Source organism: Bradyrhizobium sp. SZCCHNS30572 (assembly GCF_032484415.1).
In the GTDB taxonomy this organism is placed as follows: Bacteria; Pseudomonadota; Alphaproteobacteria; order Rhizobiales; family Xanthobacteraceae; genus Bradyrhizobium.
In genome coordinates this window covers 155,797-176,012 of record NZ_JAUESY010000001.1, presented here as the reverse complement: position 1 = coordinate 176,012, position 20,216 = coordinate 155,797, and the positions used below count along the sequence as shown (strand labels likewise).

Sequence of the window (20,216 nt, the reverse complement as noted above, 5' to 3'; positions counted from 1 at the left end):
AGCTTCATCTTCATGCGTATCCGATTCTCATTACTCGCCACTGCGCTCGCGCTCAGTCTTTCCGCGGTCGCGGCGCGGGCCGAAACGGTTCTGCGCTACGGCATCTCGATGGCGGACATTCCGCTGACGACGGGCCAGCCCGATCGCGGCGCCGGCGCCTATCAGTTTACCGGCTACACGATCTATGATCCGCTGGTGGCCTGGGACATGAGCATCGCCGACAGACCGGGCAAGCTCATTCCCGGCCTCGCCACCGAATGGAAGATCGACGAGGCCGACAAGACCAAATGGCGCTTCACCCTGCGCAAGGGGGTCAAGTTCCACGATGGCAGCGACTTCAATGCCGATGCGGTGATCTGGAATCTGGACAAGGTGCTCAACGATAAGGCACCGCAGTTCGACAAGCGGCAGAGCGCGCAGGTCAAAACACGCCTTCCCTCAGTCGCGAGCTACGTCAAGATCGACGACTCCACGATCGAGATCACGACCAAGACGGTCGACTCGTTCTTCCCGTATCAGATGCTGTGGTTCCTGATTTCGAGCCCGGCGCAATATGAGAAGCTCGGCAAGGATTGGGACAAGTTCGCCAGTCAGCCCTCCGGCACGGGACCATTCAAGCTGACCAGACTGGTGCCGCGCGAGCTCGCGGAGCTCACCAAGAATTCCGAATATTGGAACAAGGACCGGCTGCCGAAGACGGACAAGCTCGTGCTCGTGCCGATGCCGGAAGCGCTGACCCGCACCAACGCGCTGCTCGCCGGCCAGGTCGATCTGATCGAGACGCCGGCGCCGGACGCCGTGCCGCAGCTCAAGGCGGCCGGCATGAAGCTCGTCGACAACGTCACACCGCATGTCTGGAACTATCATCTCAGCGTGCTGCCGGGCTCGCCCTGGACCGACATCCGCCTGCGCAAGGCGCTCAATCTCGCGATCAATCGCGACGAAGTGGTCGGGCTGATGAACGGCCTCGCCAAGCCCGCCAAGGGCCAGGTCGACCCGTCGAGCCCGTGGTTCGGCAAGCCGAGCTTCGAGCTGAAATACGATCTCGCCACCGCCAAGAAGCTGGTCGAGGAAGCCGGCTATTCGCCAGCCAAGCCGCTGAAGACGACCTTCATCATCGCGCAGGGCGGCACCGGCCAGATGCTGTCGCTGCCGATGAACGAATATCTGCAGCAGAGCTTCAAGGAGATCGGCATCGACATCGACTTCAAGGTCGTCGAGTTGGAGACGCTGTACACGCATTGGCGCAAGGGCGCCGCCGACGAGATGAACGCCGGCATCACCGCCAACAACATCGCCTATGTCACATCGGACCCGCTCTACGCGATCGTCCGCTTCTTCGCCTCCGACCAGATCGCGCCCGTTGGCGTCAACTGGGGCGGCTACAAGAATCCCAAGGTCGATGCGCTGATTGCTGAAGCCAAGCAGACGTTCGATCCGGCCAAGCAGGACGAGTTGATCGCGCAGGCGCATGCGGCTGTGGTCGACGATGCGGTGCTGGTCTGGGTCGTGCACGACACCAACCCGCACGCGCTATCGCCGAAGGTCAAGAAGTTCGTGCAGGCGCAACACTGGTTCCAGGACCTGACGACGATCGGGGCGGAATAACTGACCGGGCCGGCTGCCGTCGCGCTCGCAAAGAAAGAAGCCCGGCGTTTTGCCGGGCTTCCTCCTCAGCACGATAGCCAGTATTTCATTTCCCGAAGGCGCCCGAGTCAAACTTGTAGGAGGCCTGGAGAAAGCCGCCGTACCGCTCGTAGCTGAAGGTCGTGGGCGACCCCGGGACTCCAGGAAATTGGGTGGTCCCACTGGTCGTCCGGGCGTACCAATAGCGGCCACCGACGCCGACGCTGAAATTTCTCGTCACGTCGTATGACACAATGCCCTCGAGCTGGTAGCCCCAGCCATTTCCAGATTGCGGAAGCGGATTGATGTCGGGCCGCAGCCAGTGATTGTCGAATCCGCTCAGCCGGACATAGGGCAGAACGGCGCCATCGAGGGTGACGTTCCAGTTCTGGCCGAGCTTGAAGACGCCGTTCAACCCCACGCGGAGCGAATCCCAGTTCTCGGTCTTGCTGAGCACCAGCACGCCCCCCGCAACAGGATCGAGACCACAGATAAACGGATTGGTCGCGACCTGGGTACATCCGTATGCGTTCACGGTTTCGTAGAAATGATTGTAGCCGACGAAGCCGCCGACCTTGAACGCCGGCCCCCTCCAGAAATTGTAGCCGGCGTCGATCGTGCCGTACCAAAGCCTGCCGCTGTTCACGCTGCTGTCCGTATTCGAGTACGGAATGACGGCCGGCGGGAAGTCTTCGTCGTTGAGCCTGCCGCTGAAGATGTTGCCACCGCCCGCAAAGCCCTTGGCGAAGAAACCCAAACTGTGATCGGCCCTGGCGAACCCCTCGCCGGCCTGGCTGTTGAGATTCTTGTAGGTCAGCAGAGAATTGGTTTGGCCAGCGACGAAAGGATCGCCCAACGTGTAGCGGGTGCGGCCCGAACTGTAGAAATAGCGGGCGCCGACCTCGAACTCCCACAACGAGACCGGCGGAGGCGGCGCCTTGACCGGGAGATCCGCGGCCGACACCGCGCCCGCCCCGAGCACACAAGCCACAGCAGCAATGAGGCTGCCCGCAACTGGTAGAGTGAAACGCTTGATCGCACCCCGTGCCGGCCTGCCCTGCGTCAAACCGGCCGCACTCCCGTCCTCAGAAGACTGCATCGATGCCCCCCATCTGCATGCACTTTCTATCTTGAGTAGAAAAATGCTACAAGCACGCGCAGATTCATGCAATCGACGTCACATGACACAAGTTGCTTCTTATCCCGCTGTTGCAACCTCGCAACAAACGCGATGCGCTCGACGCCTGCTCGATTGCGCTATCCTTGTACCCGTCCCGCAGACTGGAGCGCGCTATCGTTCGGTCAAGCTCGTCATCCTGTCGCTCGCATTCATCGGCAAGCTCGCGGCGGTGGACGCCCAGACATCATCCAATGGGCCTGTAAACCCCTTCGTCCCATCGTCATCGAAGCAGGATGCGGGCAAGCTGCCGCGTGCCAAGCGAAGTCTCCCGCCACGGCATTCCACCCGCCCCGTCCCCGGCACGGATGAGCGCAGCAAGCGTTGCCCGCCCTATTCGGCTTATGTGGTCTGCAAATGATGAGCATACTCATCGCGCGGGCACCGGACCAGGCCAACGAGGCCGCCGCGACATGATGCGAACTCGGGAACGGACCACCGGCTACTTCGTCAGCAGTGCGTACGCCCCGTTCCAATCCTCGGGCGGCGGATTGACCTGGTAGTTGCGGATGCGTGCGTCATAGAGATCATAAAGCTTGGCCAAGTCTTGTCCCTGGTCGCTCTTGCGGCCGCGCTCGATCGCGGCCAGCGCCCCTTCCCAATCGCGGCTGCGATAGCTCGCCAGCATCTCGATGGTGAGGTTGCGGAGCAACTGGAAGCGCTCGGAGTACATCACGTCCTCGCGGCCGGCGATGGCGTAGATCACCTCCGGTTCGGTCTTACCCTTGACCATGATGAAGTCGAGCTCGAGAATCGCGAGCCGGTCCTTCACGGCCATCGCAGTCGCCGAGCCGACGATGATCGGAAAGCCGTACTCCTTGGTCTGGCCCTCCAGGCGCGACGCGAGGTTGACGCTGTCGCCAAGCGCCGAATAGTTGAACTTCAGGTCGGAGCCCATGTTGCCGACCACGCCGATGCCGGTGTTGAGGCCGATGCCGACCTTGAGCGGAATGTAGACGTGGCCGCCATGCTCGGCCTCCTGCTCGCGTTCGCCGTTCACCTGATCGATCCGCTCGAGCATGTCGAGCGCCGCCTCGCAGGCATTGATCTGATGATCCTTGTCGGCGAGCGGCGCGTTCCAGAACGCCATGATGGCGTCGCCCATGTATTTGTCGACATAGCCCTTGCGGGCGATGATGGCGTTGGTCAGCGGCGTGAGGAAGCGGTTCATCAGCTGCGTCAAGCCCTGCGGATCGTGCTTGTAGCTCTCCGAGATCGTGGTGAAGCCGCGCACGTCCGAGAACATCACCGTGATCTCGCGCTCCTCGCCGCCCAGCGTCGGCGGCGATTGGGCAAGCTGCTCGACCAGCACCGGCGACAGATATTGCCCGAACACCGAGCGCATCTGCCGGCGCTGATTCTGCTCGCGGACGAAATTGGCGAAGATCAGCGTCAGATAGATCGCCGTCGTCGACAGCATCGGATAGGTGAAGTCGATCAGGAGCCGGTGCTGGGTGTAGAAGTACCAAGACAGGCCAAGCAGCGCGCTCGCGAACACCGCTCCCACGATCACCAGCGTAATGGCGCCGAGCTGCGGAGCGAAGACGATGACGAGCAGCCCTAGCAGGAGCGCGCCAAAGAACTCGACCACGACGCCCCAATAAGGCCGCGCCAGGATCGACCCGGTGAGCACCGACTCCAGCACCTGGGCGTGCACCTCGACGCCCGGCATCGCCGAATAGACAGGTGTTGTCTTGATGTCATTCAGGCCAATCGCGGATGGCCCGATCAGGATCAGCTTCCTCGCGATCTTCTCCGGTGGTACGCGGCCCTCGAGCACGTCGATGGCGGAGACATAGATGGATGGGTCATGATTGGCGTAATGGACCCAGATCTTGCCGTTGCCGTCAGTCGGAATGTGAACGCTGCCCAGCCCGATGCTGGTGATACCGCCTGGATCGGCCTTGACCAGAACAGTGCCGGACCCGGTCAGGACCCGCAGCATTTCGAAGCTCAGCGCCAGCATCTTGATGTCCTGGGCTCGCATGACCATGGGCACCCGGCGGACGATGCCGTCACGCTCCGGCTCGATCGTGAACAGGCCCCGGCCGGCCGCCGCATGCTCGATCAGCGGCACGTTGCGCAACAGCCCCGGGAACGGCTCCATGAAGGGGATGGGCTCCCCTACCATCGCAAATCCGGTCTCCGGCAGCGTCTTGTCGGGTTCGGCCCGCACGTCGCGGCTCGCCGTCTCGCCGAGGACGACGCGCGACCGGCGCAGGGAATCGGCGAGCACCTGATCGTTCGACGGCAGCGCCCTCAGCTTTTCGCGCGTCGCTTCGTCGAGGCTGGGAAAGGTCTCAGCTGCAATCGCGGGATTCAGCCGGTCCGGCTCGGCGAACACGACGTCGAAGGCGATGACAAGCGCGCCGAGCTGCGTCAGTTTGTCGACGATCTCGGCGATCCGCGTCCGCGGCCATGGCCACTGACCGAGCTTGGGGTCGGCGACACTCTTCTCATCGATGTCGACGATGGTGACCGGGCGCATCGTCTTGACCCGGGGGCTGAACGCCTGGAAGTTGTCGAAGGCGCGGAGGCGTAGCTCCTGCATCGGCGCGGGATCGGCAGCGCGCAGCGCCGCGAAGGCGACCAGCAGCACCAGGCACATCAGGCGCGCAAAGCCGAACTTGCGTGCGAACCATCGAGGAACTGCTCTCAATCGCTTCATGCAGCATCCGATATCACGCCGAGGCGGGCGATCCGAGGCGTCTGATCGTCTCCAAAGAGCGCTCGGCTTGGCAACGCCGGCGCCCGCATCGCAGACGGACGTGCGGGCTCAGACGAGGTGGAAACCGTCGTGATGCGCCTTGAATTGATCCAACGTCACCCCCTTGAGCGTGAGCGTATCATGCACCGCATCGGTGATGACGGTGTCGTGGCCGCCATTGGCCGACTGCGCGGCAGCGACCATCGCTTCGACGCTGGCAAACAGCGAATGATCGAGCTCGACGATGTCCTTGTTGAGATCGAAATCGCCGATCGTGGCGCTGCCGAAATGCGGGTTGAAGACGAAGGTGTCGTTGCCGTCCTTGCCGAAGATCGTCACGCCGCCGCCGACATTGACGAAATTGTCGTTCTGGTCCGTGCCGTTGATCGTCGATGCGCCGTTGCCGGCCAACGTGACGGTCAGCGCCTTGGTCGCAGTTCCGCCTCGGCCGTCGCTGACGTCCGCCTGATAGGTCACGGTCAGCGTGTCACCGGGATTGAGAAAATCCAGGTTCACATCGGCCGGATGATATGTCCAGTGCAGCACCTCGGAGCCGCCATCGGATATCGCGCTGTCGAAGGTGATCGCGTGGGCATCGGCCAGCGCCTGGACATGCGCGTTCGAGGGCAGGCTCGGCAAGCCATTGTATTTGATCACGCCGTTCTGGACCACCGAAGCGGTCAGCGTGTCGCCGACATCCCTGTCGAGCACCGTCAAGGTGCCGGACATGCCGCTCGTCAATTTCACCGGCTGATCGGCGATGAAGCCGGCCGAAACACTGTCGAGCTCGAACGCATTCTGGCTGCTGGCGAGCACCACCTTGTTGAACGGCGACAGGCCGAGAAACTCGACATAGCCGTTCGAGGCCAGCGACGCCTGCCCGCCATTGGCGAGCAGCGGCGCGACGTCGCTGCCCGTGTAGGACGCCACCAGCTTGTTGCCGTTGTAGAAGGAGATGCTGTTGTAGCTGTCGACCGAGCCCCAATACAGCCCGAAGCTGTTCTTGACGCTGTCGAAGGTGATGGTCTCCTGGGCGTGGCTGCCGACGCTGAGATAGTTGGTCTTGTCGGCGCCGTCGGCCATGTAGGGCGCCGCCGACACCGGGGAGGAGCCGTGCACGATTCCCGCATTGCCGCTGGCCGTGAAGGTTGCGTGCAGCGCCTCGCTGTAGAAGCTGCCGTGACCGCGCCCGTTGTCGGAGATCGAGCCCTCCGACACGCGATCGAACGTCTCGGTCGGCATGCCCTCGGCATTGGTCTTGGCGGTGCTCGCCAGCACGGTCGCCCGCTCGGCCAGGACGACGGTCTGCACGGTCGGATCGGTCTCGCCGGCGATGACGGGCGCGTCCTCGGCGCCATTGACCGTGATGGTCACGGGCACGTTCTGAACGCCGCCGTGGCCGTCGGCGATCTCGATTGTGTAGGTCAGCGTCACGTGCTGGCCGGCTCCGAGATAGTCGAACGCCTTGTCGCTGGCAGCGAAGCTCCAGGCCTGCGATCCCGCACCGTTGCCGGACTCGGTGAGCGCACCGAGTGACAGCCAGCTCTTGAGCACGGTCATGTCCGACGGCAAGCCGCCGTCGTTGCCCGAGGTCGCGACGTCGCCGATCACCTTCAGGACATGCGTGTCGGTGACATCCGCGTCCGTGAAGGTGATGGTGCCGCTCGCGGTGTCGGGCAGATCCGAGCCGGACTTGGCCGCACGCTCGGCGACGTCGGCCGCCTGCGCATCGCTCGTCACGACCGGCAGATCGTTGGTGCCAGTGATGGTGATCACAATGTCCGAGGCCACCATACGGCCCTGGTGATCATCGACCTGAACCGTGGTGGTCACCATAACGGTCTGGCCGGCGCCGAGAAAATCCAGCTTCCCGTCCGCAATGGCATAGGTCCAGTCGATCTTGCCATTGTTGGCGTTGCCGCCCTGGCTGAGCCGCAGGGCGTGTTCGAGCGCAGCGATCTGATCCGAGTTCAGCTGATTCGACAGATCGGTCTGCTGGTCAGACGCAGTCCAGGTCACGCTTTGCGTACCGATCGATGCGGTCGGCCGATCGGTCAGGTCGACATCGGCGAAATGAATGCTTCCGCTGGCTCTCTGCGGATCGGACGCGCCCGTCTGCGCTGCCGCTTCCGTGATCGCACCCGGCCGGCCGGCATCTGTGATCACCGGCGCAGTGTCATCAGCGATCAGGGTGATCAGAGTGCCACCATTCGCGTCTTTGCTACCGGCGAAATGCAAGTCGCTGAAATCGCCGACAAGTGTGAGGGCGATGCTGTGCCCTTGGCCATCGACGACGGTAAGTACGCCCGTGTCCGCATCGTAAGACGCCGTCGTGGCCTCCGTCCATTTGATCGTCTGTAGATCGATCTTGTCGCCTACTCCGAGGCCGGCGAGTTTGGCGGAGAAGCTGGCGTCGTCGATGACGATCTCGCTGCTTCCCTTGCTGCTGAAGTCGATCGTCTGTTCGATATGGCCGTCGATCTTCAGGATGGCGTCGGCATCGACCTTGATCTGGCCGGAGCCTTGGACATCGCCAGTGATCTCGAACGTACCGCCCGTGATCTCGATCGTGCCGTCGTTGTAGATCGTTCCACTGAGGCCGCTCGTGCCGCTCGCCGTGATCGTGCCATGGACATGCAGCTCACCATCGCCGCTCACCTTGGTGTCGGCGAGATCGAGGTAAGCGCCGAGATCGACGGTGAAGACGTGGAGATTCTCGACGTCTACCCCGCTCAGCGTCACGTGACCGGCGATCTCCAGCGTGCCCGCGATCTGGATCTTCAAGGTGCCGCCCGTGAGCGTCGTGCTCCCGTCGAGCACCAGCGTCGACGGGACCGGCATCTCACCATCCTCATCGATGATGATCTGACCGTCCGTGTTATCGATGGTGACATTGTCGAACGTGGTCGCCACCGCAGTCTCGACATGCACGATGCCGTGGTTGACGAGATCGCCGCCGGTGATCGTGCTGCTCTCGATCACTAGCACCGCGCCGTCGTCCACCTGGACTGTGCCGGAATTGTCGACGGTGACACCGGCCAGGGTCGCGGTCTCGTCTGCAGCGACCTCGAGCGTCGAGCCGTCGCCGATCGTGATGCCGACGTCGGTCAACGACGCGCCGCCCTGAACGGTCAGGATCGCCGTCATTTCCGCAAGCGGACCGGTCTCGCCGATCAGCAGTTCTCCGCCAGCGACGGCGCTGCCGTCGATCGTGCTGTCGCCGTCGACGGAGATCGTCCCATGGCTGGTGATAGCGCCGCCGGCGATGCTCGTGCCGCTCAGAGAGAGAGCACCAGCCAGCGCAATGGTGATCGCGGCGGCGTTCGCATTGGTGATCGTCTCGTCCTCGAACGCATTGCCGCTGCCGGACACGGCGATCGTGTCGAAATTGTCGAGCGTCCCGCCGATCAGCGCGGCGTGGCCGATCAGGGCCACCGCTCCGCCGGACTCGTTGATCAGCGTGCCGCCGCTGACGCGCGCCTGTGACAGGGTCAGCGTTCCGGCGTCTTCGACCGTGATCGTACCATCGGTATTGTCGATGCTGGTGTCGTTGGCGAGCGCGAGCGCGCCACCCGCCTTGATGTCGATCAGGCCGACGTTCGTGACGATCTCGTTCGAGATGGCATTTCCGGCGCCAGACACATCGACCGCGCCGAAATTGGTCAGCTGGCCATTGCTGATGTCGGCTCCGCCTTTCAGGACGAGCAGACCGTTGGCTTGCGGCGGCGTTTGCCCGTCGTTCTCCAGCGTGCCAAAATTCTGAACGATCGGCATTCCCTGGATCAGAATGGTGCCGCCATCGATGCTGCCACCCTCCAGGGTCAGCGTCGCGCCCTGGTCGACCTGGATGAGGCCGGAGGAGTCCTCACCGCCGTTGGTGACGTCGCCGTGCACGGTCAGCGTACCGCCGGACAGCTCGATCGTTCCGGTGTTGAAGATGCCGGCGCTCGCCCCGAACACGCCGCCACCAGCCAGCAGCACGGTGCCGGCATTGTGAAACTCGCTTTGCTCGAGGATCTGCACCGAGCCGCCGACGGTGATCGTCGCACCCGAGAAGTTGTAGATGAGCGAGTCGGCCTTGGCCGTCAGCGCGCCGCTGATCGTCAGCGTGCCGTTATTGTCGAGCTCCGGAACGGCGCCGCCGCCGAAATCATTCAGCGTGACCGATTTGGCATAGGCGTAGGCGTCGTCATCGATCGTCACCGGAAAGGCCGGCGTCAGGCCGTGCAGCTGATCGGTGATGATGATGACGTCATCATCGGCGGTCGGAGCCAGACCGGTTGCCCAGTTCGCGCCGTCGCTCCACAGATGAACCTGCCCCCCGCTGCTCTCGCCAGGCTGCGTCGTGGCGATCCAGACCACCGCCGGATCGTCGGTGCCGGTGATCGTCACCGTGACCGTCTGCGTCGATGTCGCGCCTTGCGAGTCCGTCACGGTCACGGTGTAGGTGAGCGTCAGCGTCTGGCCTGCGGGAATGAAATCCGCGACATAGACCGGCAGGTTGGCGAAGCTCCAATTGATCTTGCCGGTGCCGCTTCCGGTGCTGTCGGAGGCCAGAGACGCAGTCAGGGCCTGTTCGAACAGCGCGAACGGGGCCGGCGGAATGCTGCCGCCGCCCTCCAAAACCGCGCTGGTCAGCTTCGCCGAGACGGTATGGCTGTCCGTGAGATCAACGTCCGTGAAGGTCAGCGTGCCTGAGGTCGGATCGTCCGATGTCAGCGGGCCGCCGGGCACGCTGGTGCCGCCCTCGAACGCGATGGTCTGGACGCTCGCGACGATCTCGGGCTTGTCGTTGGTCCCCGTCACGGTGATCGTGATCGGGACCAGAGCGAATTCGTTGGACGGCGCAAAGTTGTTGTCGACGCGGACGATGTAAGTCAGCGTCAGCGTTTCACCTGCCGCCAAAAAATCGAAATACTTGTCGGGAACGCTGTAGGTCAGCGTCGCCGTGCCGAAATTCTTGTTGTTCGGATCGGGCGTGACCGTGATCTTCACCGCGGTCGCCAGGACGTCCTGCAATTGTAGGGCATTCAACGAGGCCGTGACGTCGGCCTGCTGCGCGCTCTTATAGGCGTAGGAACTGAAACTGACGGACACCGTCGGCCGGTCGATGCCATTGACGTCGACGAAATTGACGCGACTGAGCACGGCGTCGAGATCGGCGCCGTTCCCGGTCTGACCGGCGCGCTCCATAATTCCGAAAGCCGTCGTCAGCCGGCCGCCGGTATCGAGAATCCTGACTTCCGGCGGACCCGGGATGTGCGACAGCTGCTCGCCGGTCTGGCCAGTCCCGGTCGTCGCGCCGGTGTCGTCGACCACGCGGATGATCGGCGTCGCGCTGGTGCCATTGGGCAAGGTCAGCGGCGTCAGCGTCTGCGGCACCCCGATGTCGGTGAAATGGGTCGTCGACTTCGGATTGCTGTTGTCGGTGAACTTCAGCGTGAAGACGTCATTGATGAGCTTCTGGATGTCCGGCGTGAGCGGGACAGCGCTCTGATTCACGATTCCGTTGCTGATCTGGATCTGCTGTCCGGCCTGATTCACCACAGCGATCGGCTGCAGCGTCGTCTTGTCGAACAGAACGTAGGAGCCGGTGTGGCCATCGGGCTCGACCAGCACCTGGAACTTGGCATCGGGCAGACTGCCCTGCCCCGGCACCGTGAAGTCGATCTCGACCAGCACGGCCGTGCCGCGAATGCCCATGGTCGCCACGGGCGTGTCGACCTTCATGTCGCCATGCTTGGCGGTCTCGCCGGCCACGAACGAGATCGTGCCGGCGACGAGGCTGATCAGCGAGGAATTGTTCGACCCGTTGGGGTCGTACACCATTTCATTCAGCACCATCCGCGCATTCGACGACAGGCCGAACACGGTGCCGTCGATGAAGGTGATGCCGAGCGTCGAATCCGAGCCGGACTGGACGACGTCGCCCTTCTCGACGTTGTCGCCGTTGTGAAGGAGGATCGAAACGCCGTTGCGGATGACCGTCGCGGTGCCCTGCAGCTTGGTCACATGGCCGATGACCTTGCTCACGCTCGCGGCCGCCCCGGCCTGGCTGACCTGCACCGCGCCGGAGAGCGCGTTGACGAGGTCGCCGTTCAGATGCGCGCCGTCCGGCGAGGCCAGCGGCGCGCGTTTCTCGCCCTTGAAATAGTCCGGCAGCACCATCTCGCGTCCGTCGGACGACAGGATCAGGTCGAGACCAGACCGCTTGAAATCGGCATTGAACAGAAAATGCGCGTCCGGAACGACGATCGCGTCGGTCGGCGCATGGGCATGCGGCGTCTCCAGCCGCACGTGACCGTGCGAAGAGGCGCCCCGGCCTTCGGAGAAAAGCGCGGCGTCAAAATTGCCAGCGTAATTCAAGGGGCCACCGACTATGGTTAATGAATACATAAGAATGAGTGTTCAAGGCGTGCATATCACTGGCAAGTGTCTGGCGGAACCACCTTCAGCTTGTGCTTCAGGTGGCCAAAAACGGCGGCTTCCGCGGGATCGCTACGATGTTGTCGAGTTTCTGCCCTCTTTAAAGCTGACCCCGGCCGAGACCTGCCAAGTCAAAATTCACGTCGCTTCAGAAAATCAAAGTAATTCCAAGTATTCATAGGCCATCCAATACCTTTGCCGACATCAACATCCGCACCGGCTTACCCCTGACAACGGATTTCAAGTGGAGGACTGCGGGTGGGAGAACAAGAATCGACGAATTGCATCAATTTGGCAGGAGCTGCGGATGGGTTCGAAGCACAACTTCACCGCGAACCCTCCAGACCTTCGCGACCATCGTTCAGCTTTCGCTAGGATTTGTCGCATCGGAGCAACACAACGTTCAGCGTAAATCCTGCGATTTGGTCGCCGGATTGCCGGTTTTAAGCAGAGGCCAAGCCTTCGCACCCATGCTGACCCCCAACAAGCATCCGGTTCCGTCAGGCGCTGCGTCGCGCCGGCCGAGATCCGGGCACGGGGCGTCACATGAATTTTCTCGCGCTGATGCGCGCATCGCTGGCGGTCGCGGCCGCCAGCGCCGCCATATGGATCGGCAGCCCAGCGGGCGCCGGTCCTGTCGCGCAGCCATTGGGGTTCGCAACCGCCATCGAGGATACGGCCGAGCCATTCGGCCTGCCGCGGGTCGGCCTGGAAGCAGGCCCGTTGCGCGACAAATGGTTGGCGCTCGCGCGCAAGCTCGAAGACGAGCGCGTGCAGCTTGCGCTGTGCGATGGCGACCGCGAGCGCTGCGTCTCCCCTGCCGCCCTCAGCCTGCTGGCGATCATCGATCAGGGCCGTCTCCGGGCGGGACGGGCAAGGCTCGGCGAGATCAATCGGGCGGTCAATCTGGCCATCCGGCCGGCCAGTGATCTCGCTCAATATGGCCAGGTGGACGTGTGGGCCTCCCCTCTCGCTACCTTCGAACGCCGTGCCGGCGATTGTGAGGACTACGCGATCGCCAAGCTCGTCGCGCTTCGGATGGCCGGCGTTGCCATCGACGATCTGCGGATCGTGATCCTGCACGATGTCGTCCGGGACGAGGATCACGCCGTCGCGGCGGCGCGCCTCGACGGGCATTGGCTGATGCTCGACAATCAGCGGATGGCGATGATCCAGGACAGCGATGCGCGGCAGGTGCGGCCGTTGTTCGTGATCGACGAGACCGGCATCTCCCGGTATCAGGCCTTGCCCCTGATGGCGGAGGTCCGGGCGCTGTCGCCTGAGGGGACGGCTTCCGTGAACTATTGACGATCGCGCATCGTTGCCGCGTGCCCACAACTTGAGACGTGGCCGGGAGTTCACGGGACGAGGACGGCAGGAATGCGGCCAGTGCGCCGACGGAACCGGCCGGCACCGAAGGACACGATGCGGCGGCTCGTTCACCGCGCCGCAACGAGTTGCATCCACATTGCAGACGCGAACCGAACGAGGCGATAGTGCCGTCATGACCCCAGGCAGCCCCGCCCTCGCCGTGCGAGGACTGACGAAATGTTTCGAGCGGCCGGCGGTCGATGCGCTCGACCTCGTGGTGCGCTCGGGTGAATTCTATGCACTGGTCGGCCCGAACGGCGCCGGCAAGACGACGACGCTGCGCATGGTCGCGGGCCTGCTGCGGCCGGATGCCGGGCGGATCGAGATCTTCGGCATCGATGCACTGCGCGACCCGATCGCCGCCAAGCAGGTGATGGCCTGGGTCTCCGACGAGCCCATGATCTACGACAAGCTCACGCCGCTCGAATATCTCGAGTTCGTCGCCGGACTGTGGGGCATCGATCCGGCGGCCTCGAGTAACGCGGCAACCGAACTTCTGGTCTCGCTCGGGCTGGAGCCGCATCTGCACGAGCGCTGCGAAGGCTTTTCCAAGGGCATGCGCCAGAAGGTCGCGCTCGCCGGCGCGCTGATCCACGACCCGCGGCTGATCATCCTGGACGAGCCGCTGACGGGCCTGGACGCGGTGTCGGCGCGGCACGTCAAGGGCCTGCTCGCCGAGCGCGTCCGCCGCGGCGGCACGGTGATCATGACCACGCACATTCTCGAAGTCGCCGAGCGCATGGCCGACCGGATCGGCGTGATCGCCGCCGGGCGCGTCGTCGCCGAAGGCACTCTGGCCGAGCTGCGCCAGCAGAACGGACGCACCGACACCAGCCTGGAGGAGTTGTTCATCGCACTGGTCGACGTCGAGTCCGCGGCATGACGCGGGCGGCGACGCTCGCCTGGTTCGCCCGTCACGAGCTCCGGCTCGCCTGGCGGGAATGGCTCGGCATGATCACGGCCGGCAGGCGCCGCCGCACGCGGGCCGCCATCATCGGTCTCGTGCTGTTCGGCGCCCTCATGCATCTGCCGGCCTGGGTCGTGGTCGGTCGCTACGCCGATCTCGAGCTGCCGCTCGACAAGACCGCGCTGATCGTCATCACCGCGACCATCATGCTGTCCTGGGCGCTGATGCTGTCGCAGGCGATCGAATCCGTCACACGCGTGTTCTACGCCCGTGCCGACCTCGATCTCATCATGTCGTCGCCGGTGCGGCTGGCCGAGATCTTCTCCGTCCGGATCGCGGCGATCGCGCTCTCCGTGACCAGCATGGCGCTGCTGCTCGCGACCCCCTTCGTCGACGTGCTGCTGATCGAGGGTGGCACGCGCTGGCTCGCGGCGTTCGTCGTGGTCGCGGCCGTCGGCCTGTCGGCGGCCGCGGTCGCCATTGCCATCACGATCGTCCTGTTCCGCCTCATTGGTCCGGCGCGAACGCGGCTGGTCGCCCAGATCCTGGCGGCCGTGATCGGCGCCGGCTTCGTCATCGTGCTGCAGATCGCGGCGATCGTGTCCTATGGCACGCTGTCGCGCTTCGCCATCCTCACCTCGGATGCCGCGGCCGCCATCGCGCCCGATCCCGACAGTCTTGTTTGGCTGCCGGCTCGAGCGGCGCTCGGCGACGGCCAGGCGCTGCTGATTCTGCTGGCAGCCGGACTGTTGTTGCTCGGCGTCGTCATGATGGTGTTCTCGCCGCGCTTCGCCGACACCGCGATCAGCGCCGCGGCCCAGGGCATCTCCAGCCGCGCCGGCGCACGCCTCAGGTCGTTTCGGGGCGGCTCGCGGCAGCAGTCGCTGCGGCGCAAGGAGTTCATGCTGCTGCGGCGCGATCCCTGGCTGATCTCGCAGACGCTGATGCAATTGCTCTATCTGGTGCCTCCGGCGCTGCTGCTGTGGCGCAGCTACTCCGACAGCTCGCAGGCGGTGTTCCTGATCACGCCGGTCGTCGTGATGGCGGCGGGCCAGCTCGCGGGCGGCCTCGCCTGGCTCACCATCTCCGGCGAGGACGCGCCCGAGCTGGTGGCGACGGCGCCGCTGCCGGCGACGCGCATCGTGCGCGCCAAGGTCGAGGTCGTGCTGATCACGATCGCGATGATCTTCACTCCGCTCGTGCTTGCGCTCGGTTGGGTCGCACCGGCGCAGGCGGTGGTCACGGCCGTTGCCGTTCTGGTCGCGACCGTCTCCTCGACGGCCATCCAGCTCTGGTTCCGGATCCAGGCGCGTCGCAGCCAGTTTCGCCGCCGCCAGACCTCGTCGCGGCTGGCGACCTTTGCCGAGGCGTTCTCCTCGATCGGCTGGGCGGCGACCGCGGCGCTGGCGCTCGCGCTGCCCGAGGCCGCCATCGTCTGCGGCCTGATGACCGCGGGCCTGTTGCTCGCGGCCTGGAAGCTGAGCCCGGCGCGGACCTGAAGCGTTCAGCGCAGCAGCTCCGTCACGGCGGCGGCGAACGCCGCCGGCTCTTCCTGCGGCAAATTGTGGCCGGCCCGCGCGATCACGCGATGGCCGATCCGGTTGCTGAACTTCGCAGCATGCGCCTGGCCGTCCGTTGCCGGGATCACGCCGTCGGCGTCGCCATCGAGCGTGATCGTGGGCACGATGATGACGGGCAGGGTCGCCAATCGCCGCTCCAGCTCCTGATAGCGCGGATCCCCATCGGCCAGCCCGTAGCGATGCCGATAGCTGTGGATCACGACATCGACGTGATCGGGATTGTCGAACGCCTCCGCCGCGCGCGCGAAGGTCGCATCGTCGAAGCGCCAGTGCGGCGACCATTGCCGCCACAGCAGCCGTGCGATTTCGGCGCGGTGGGCGGCGAGCCCGGCGCGGCCGCGCTCGGTCTGGAAGTACCACTGATACCAGAACGCGAACTCGCGCGGCACCGGCGCCGGCTCCAATGCCCGCGCGATGTCCTGGATCAGATAGCCGTTCACGGAGACCAGGCCCGCGCAGCGCTCGGGCCACAGCGCCGCGCCGACGCAGGCGGCCCTGCCACCCCAATCATAGCCGGCGAACACGGCGCGCGGGATCGCCAGCGCATCCATCAGCGCGACCAGATCGGCGCCGACCGCGGCCTGCTGGCCCGAGCGCGGCGTCGATGCGTCGCGGAAACGGGTGGGTCCATAGCCGCGCAGATAGGGCACGATGACGCGGCAGCCCTGCGCGGCGAGACGCGGCGCGACCTCGACATAGGAGTGGATATCGTAGGGATAGCCGTGCAGCAGGATGACGACGGGGCCATCGGCCGGACCGCTCTCGACATAGGCAATGCGGAGCACGCCTGCGTCGATCTCCCGCAACGGCTGCAACACCCGATCCGTCATGCCATCTCTCCACGTCGTCGCGCCGCGCTCTCGAGCCGGGCGTTGCGCCGAGGATAGTTCTGATCCGGATTCCCCGCTACACTCACACGCGCTGTCGAAGGGGAACTGCCATGCTGCGCTCGCTGGTCTCGCTGCTTGCCGTGCTTGTCGCGTTCGCATCGCCCGCTCTGGCGCAATCGGGGCCGCGCACCAGCGAGTGCCTGGCGATGGCCGGCAACCAACCGCGCGCGATGCCGGTCAGCCTGCGCCGGACGGCGGCTGCCGGCAACGAGGTGACGATCACCTATGCCGGCCACTCGACCTACTTCATCGACACGCCGATGGGCATCCGCATCGCGACCGACTACAGCGGCGCCTATCAGGTCGGACGGCTGCCCGACGTGATCACCATGAACCGCGCGCATTCGACGCACTACACGCTGGCCCCCGATCCGCGCATCCCGCATGTGCTGCGCGGCTGGGGCGACGACGGCAAGCCGGCCCAGATCTTCGAGCGAATCGGCGACGTGCTGATCCGCAACATCACCACCGACATCCGCCGCTATTTCGGAGATTCCATCGGCGTCGACATGATCAAGGACGGCAACTCGATCTTCATCTTCGAGGTCGCCGGCCTGTGCATCGGCCATCTCGGCCACCTGCACGTCAAGCTCGACGAGACTCATTTCGCCGCAATCGGCCGGCTCGACGTGGTGATGGTGCCGATCGACGGCACCTACACGATGTCGCTCGACGGCATCTCGGAGATCACCAAGCGTCTGCGCGCCTCGGTGGTGCTGCCGATGCACCGCTTCGCGACTCCGCTCGACGAGTTCATGCGCAAGATCGGCCAGCAGTTCGAGATCGACCGCCGCGCCGAGCGCACCTTGAAGATGTCGCGCGAGCTGCTGCCACAGGTCCCGACCGTGATCATCCTCGACGGCGTCTAGGCGCCCGCAAGGCTGGTGCCGCGGCGGCCTTCCGGCGTCAGGAACATGCGCTTGAGCTTGTTGATGATCCGCACCGCGAGGCCGAGCACGTAGGGCTGCGTCTTCAGGCAGAAAGCGAGCTTCTTGACGTGGCCTTCGACATGCCACTTGGCATGTGCGCCATCGCGGAAGAAGATCACGTCGCCCGGCCCGTAGCGTTTCGCCGGCATGCCCTCGCTCTCCAGCGTGATCGCGCCTTCGAGGATCAGGATGGTCTCGTCGAAATCGTAGTACCAGTTGAACTTGCCCTCGGTGCAATGCCAGACGATGGTCGAGCCCAGCCCGTCGCTGCTGCGCGCGATGGTGCAGGAGGTCGCGGTCGGATTGCCCTCGATGATCCAGGACGGCTCGATCGGAGCGGGCGCCAGGTCGACGGCGAGATTGGCGGTTTCGATCAAGGACGGAGACATCTTGGACCTCAAATGCATGGGACTGAAATGACCGGGCGAACGCCGGCATGAGCCTGCGACCGTAGCCGATTGCACCTAATGGCTGCTTTCCGCGATCGTTAAGATTTGAACAGACCACCGCGACCAGCCGTCGCATCACAAACACGCAAGCGCTATAAACTTCACGCGAACGCCGCAATTTGTTCGCGGCCTCGCCAAACCTGCTGATCTACTGTTTGCTCGCACTGCAAGATGCGGACAGGCGCCCCTCCGGTCGCCCTGCCCATCCTGCGCCGTGCCGTCACCTTTAAAGATTTGCCGCCTTCGCAGAGATAAGGATTTCCCAGGATGCGCCGACTGAGCCTCGCACTCGCCCTCACGCTGTCCGCCGCCGCCCTTGCAACCAGCAGTCTCGTCATGGCGGGCGAAACGCCCGCCCCCGAAAACGCCAAGGCCTACTTCATCAACCTGAAGGACGGCGACACCGTCTCCTCGCCGGTCCTGATCCGCTTCGGCCTGTCCGGCATGGGCGTCGCGCCGTCCGGCACCGAGGCTCCCAACACCGGGCACCACCACCTGCTGATCGACGCGCCCGCGCTCGAGGGCGACGCACTCAACGAGGCGATCCCGGTCGATGCCGGCCACGTGCATTTCGGCAAGGGCCAGACTGAAGCCTCGGTCAATCTGACGCCGGGCAAGCACACCTTGCAGCTCGTGCTCGGCGACTGGAGCCACATCCCCCACAACAAGCCGGTGATGTCGGAGCGGATCACGATCGACGTGCAGGCCACCACCGGCAGCGCCAAGCAGTAGGCAGGTTCGATCGACGACGACACCGCCGCGAGCATCGCTCGCGGCTCGCTTCGGGCCGGTGCACGCGTGGCGCCGGCCCGTCATGCGTCAGGCCCACTCGCCCTTGCGGAACACCGGGACGCGGCGGCCATCTTCATGGAGGCCGTCGATGTCGGTGTCGGCCGCGCCGATCATCCAGTCGATGTGGATCAGGCTTTGGTTGCCGCCCTGGGCTGCGATCTGCTGCGGCGACAGCGACGTGCCGTTGACGAAGCATTTGGAGTAGCACTGGCCGAGCGCGATGTGCGAGGCCGCGTTCTCGTCGAACAGCGTGTTGTAGAACAACAGGCCGCTCTTGGAGATCGGCGAGGAGTGCGGCACCAGCGCGACTTCGCCGAGCCGGCGCGCGCCCTCGTCGGTGTCGAGCACCTTGTTCAGCACCTCCTCGCCCTTCGAAGCCCTCGCCTCGACGATGCGGCCCTCCTCGAACCTGACCTGGATGTTGTCGATCAGCGTGCCCTGATAGGACAGCGGCTTGGAGCTGACGACGTGACCCGACACACGGCGGCAATGCGGCGTCGTGAACACTTCCTCGGTCGGAATGTTGGCGTTGCAGGTGATGCCGTTCTTGGCAGTCGAGGCGCCGCCCTCCCATTCATGGCCGTCGGCGAGACCGATCGTCAGGTCCATGCCGGGTCCGGTGTAATGCAGGGCGCTGAAGCGCTGGCCGTTGAGCCACTCGGTGCGCTCGCGCAGCACCGCGTTGTGGCGCTCCCAGGCAGACACGGCATCCTCGCGGTCGACACGCGACGCTGCGAAGATCGCGTCCGCGAGCTTCGCCACCGCGACCTCCTCCGGCACGTCCGGGAAAACCAGCTTGGCCCAGGACGGGCTCGGATAGGCAATGATGTTCCAGTTGGTCTCGAAATTGGTGATCTTTTCCAGCGCCGGCTGATAGGCCTTGGAGTTGGCCTTGCTGGCGCGCGCCACCTTGGCCGGATCCTGGCCGGACAGCAGCATCGGATTGTCGCCGACGATGGCGAGCCGCGCGGTGTTCTCCGAGAACGCCTTGGCCATGCCCTGATAGAGCCAGTCGGCGGCGCGATCGAAGCTGTTGTCACGGCCAAAACGGTAGCGCGCCAGCGTCAGTTCCTCGTCGGAGAAGAACGAGGTGACGATCCCAGCGCCGGCCTTGTAGGCGTGCTCGGCGACCTTGCGCGCCAGCGGCAGCGCCACCGACGGCGCGGTCAGCAGCAGATCCTGACCCGGCTGCAATTGCAGGCCCACCTTCACCGCCACCTCGGCCAGGCGGTCGAGCTTGACGGGATCGATGGCGGCATCGAAGTTGCGCGGATGTGCGGTCATCAGGGGATCCAGTTCCGTTTCTTTGCGGTGTTGAAGAGATAGGCCAATCGATGGGGCGGTCAATGGTGAACGGGAGAC

The 20,216-nt window shown here is 64.6% G+C and carries 12 protein-coding genes; 6 read left to right on the top strand and 6 right to left on the bottom strand.

Annotation, left to right across the window (positions count from 1 at the left end):
* Positions 1-12 precede the first annotated feature (12 nt).
* Positions 13-1,608 (top strand): ABC transporter substrate-binding protein, encoded by a 1,596-nt coding sequence (locus QX048_RS00745; RefSeq protein WP_316200345.1) that lies wholly within the window; start codon positions 13-15, stop codon positions 1,606-1,608.
* Between the two features lie 85 nt (positions 1,609-1,693).
* Here QX048_RS00745 and QX048_RS00740 read toward each other — a convergent pair whose 3' ends face one another.
* From QX048_RS00740 to QX048_RS00730, 3 genes are all read right to left on the bottom strand, one after another.
* Positions 1,694-2,725 (bottom strand): hypothetical protein, encoded by a 1,032-nt coding sequence (locus QX048_RS00740; RefSeq protein WP_316169569.1) that lies wholly within the window; start codon positions 2,723-2,725, stop codon positions 1,694-1,696.
* 520 nt (positions 2,726-3,245) lie between these two features.
* A complete protein-coding gene (locus QX048_RS00735) occupies positions 3,246-5,471 on the bottom strand; it encodes an adenylate/guanylate cyclase domain-containing protein (protein WP_316169570.1) in 2,226 nt (741 codons plus the stop codon).
* A gap of 108 nt (positions 5,472-5,579) precedes the next feature.
* Complete coding sequence (locus tag QX048_RS00730; RefSeq protein ID WP_316169571.1) at positions 5,580-11,876, bottom strand: VCBS domain-containing protein; 6,297 nt, start codon at positions 11,874-11,876, stop codon at positions 5,580-5,582.
* 606 nt (positions 11,877-12,482) lie between these two features.
* Between QX048_RS00730 and QX048_RS00725 the strand changes: the two genes are divergently transcribed.
* The 3 genes from QX048_RS00725 (at position 12,483) to QX048_RS00715 (ending at position 15,713) form a co-directional block, all read left to right on the top strand.
* Entirely contained in the window at positions 12,483-13,244 is a 762-nt protein-coding gene (locus tag QX048_RS00725; protein WP_315825911.1) for a transglutaminase-like cysteine peptidase, read from the top strand.
* Positions 13,245-13,440: 196 nt separating this feature from the next.
* Positions 13,441-14,190 (top strand): ABC transporter ATP-binding protein, encoded by a 750-nt coding sequence (locus tag QX048_RS00720; protein WP_315825910.1) that lies wholly within the window; start codon positions 13,441-13,443, stop codon positions 14,188-14,190.
* Positions 14,187-15,713: a permease gene (locus QX048_RS00715; protein ID WP_316200346.1), complete on the top strand. Its 1,527-nt coding sequence runs from the start codon at positions 14,187-14,189 to the stop codon at positions 15,711-15,713. The genes QX048_RS00720 and QX048_RS00715 overlap by 4 nt, the downstream gene beginning before the upstream one ends.
* 5 nt (positions 15,714-15,718) lie before the next feature.
* Here QX048_RS00715 and QX048_RS00710 read toward each other — a convergent pair whose 3' ends face one another.
* A complete protein-coding gene (locus QX048_RS00710; protein WP_315825908.1) occupies positions 15,719-16,624 on the bottom strand; it encodes an alpha/beta hydrolase in 906 nt (301 codons plus the stop codon).
* Between the two features lie 110 nt (positions 16,625-16,734).
* Here QX048_RS00710 and QX048_RS00705 point away from each other — a divergent pair, with 110 nt between their 5' ends.
* Positions 16,735-17,553 (top strand): MBL fold metallo-hydrolase, encoded by an 819-nt coding sequence (locus tag QX048_RS00705; RefSeq protein WP_315825907.1) that lies wholly within the window; start codon positions 16,735-16,737, stop codon positions 17,551-17,553.
* On the opposite strand, the gene QX048_RS00700 is transcribed toward QX048_RS00705, so the two are convergent.
* Positions 17,550-18,002 (bottom strand): cupin domain-containing protein, encoded by a 453-nt coding sequence (locus QX048_RS00700; protein ID WP_316172711.1) that lies wholly within the window; start codon positions 18,000-18,002, stop codon positions 17,550-17,552. The two genes, QX048_RS00705 and QX048_RS00700, sit on opposite strands and share 4 nt — an antisense overlap.
* A 327-nt stretch (positions 18,003-18,329) precedes the next feature.
* Between QX048_RS00700 and QX048_RS00695 the strand changes: the two genes are divergently transcribed.
* Positions 18,330-18,794 (top strand): DUF4399 domain-containing protein, encoded by a 465-nt coding sequence (locus QX048_RS00695; protein WP_315754975.1) that lies wholly within the window; start codon positions 18,330-18,332, stop codon positions 18,792-18,794.
* An 87-nt stretch (positions 18,795-18,881) separates the two neighbouring features.
* On the opposite strand, the gene QX048_RS00690 is transcribed toward QX048_RS00695, so the two are convergent.
* Entirely contained in the window at positions 18,882-20,138 is a 1,257-nt protein-coding gene (locus QX048_RS00690; protein WP_316172712.1) for an aminopeptidase, read from the bottom strand.
* Positions 20,139-20,216 lie beyond the last annotated feature (78 nt).

Bases quoted from the DNA above. Each gene is read 5' to 3' on its own strand.
- QX048_RS00745 (WP_316200345.1), top strand. From the start codon at position 13: ATGCGTATCCGATTCTCATTACTCGCCACTGCGCTCGCGCTCAGTCTT.
- QX048_RS00740 (WP_316169569.1), bottom strand. From the start codon at position 2,725: ATGCAGTCTTCTGAGGACGGGAGTGCGGCCGGTTTGACGCAGGGCAGG.
- QX048_RS00735 (WP_316169570.1), bottom strand. From the start codon at position 5,471: ATGAAGCGATTGAGAGCAGTTCCTCGATGGTTCGCACGCAAGTTCGGC.
- QX048_RS00725 (WP_315825911.1), top strand. From the start codon at position 12,483: ATGAATTTTCTCGCGCTGATGCGCGCATCGCTGGCGGTCGCGGCCGCC.
- QX048_RS00720 (WP_315825910.1), top strand. From the start codon at position 13,441: ATGACCCCAGGCAGCCCCGCCCTCGCCGTGCGAGGACTGACGAAATGT.
- QX048_RS00715 (WP_316200346.1), top strand. From the start codon at position 14,187: ATGACGCGGGCGGCGACGCTCGCCTGGTTCGCCCGTCACGAGCTCCGG.
- QX048_RS00710 (WP_315825908.1), bottom strand. From the start codon at position 16,624: ATGACGGATCGGGTGTTGCAGCCGTTGCGGGAGATCGACGCAGGCGTG.
- QX048_RS00705 (WP_315825907.1), top strand. From the start codon at position 16,735: ATGCTGCGCTCGCTGGTCTCGCTGCTTGCCGTGCTTGTCGCGTTCGCA.
- QX048_RS00700 (WP_316172711.1), bottom strand. From the start codon at position 18,002: ATGTCTCCGTCCTTGATCGAAACCGCCAATCTCGCCGTCGACCTGGCG.
- QX048_RS00695 (WP_315754975.1), top strand. From the start codon at position 18,330: ATGCGCCGACTGAGCCTCGCACTCGCCCTCACGCTGTCCGCCGCCGCC.
- QX048_RS00690 (WP_316172712.1), bottom strand. From the start codon at position 20,138: ATGACCGCACATCCGCGCAACTTCGATGCCGCCATCGATCCCGTCAAG.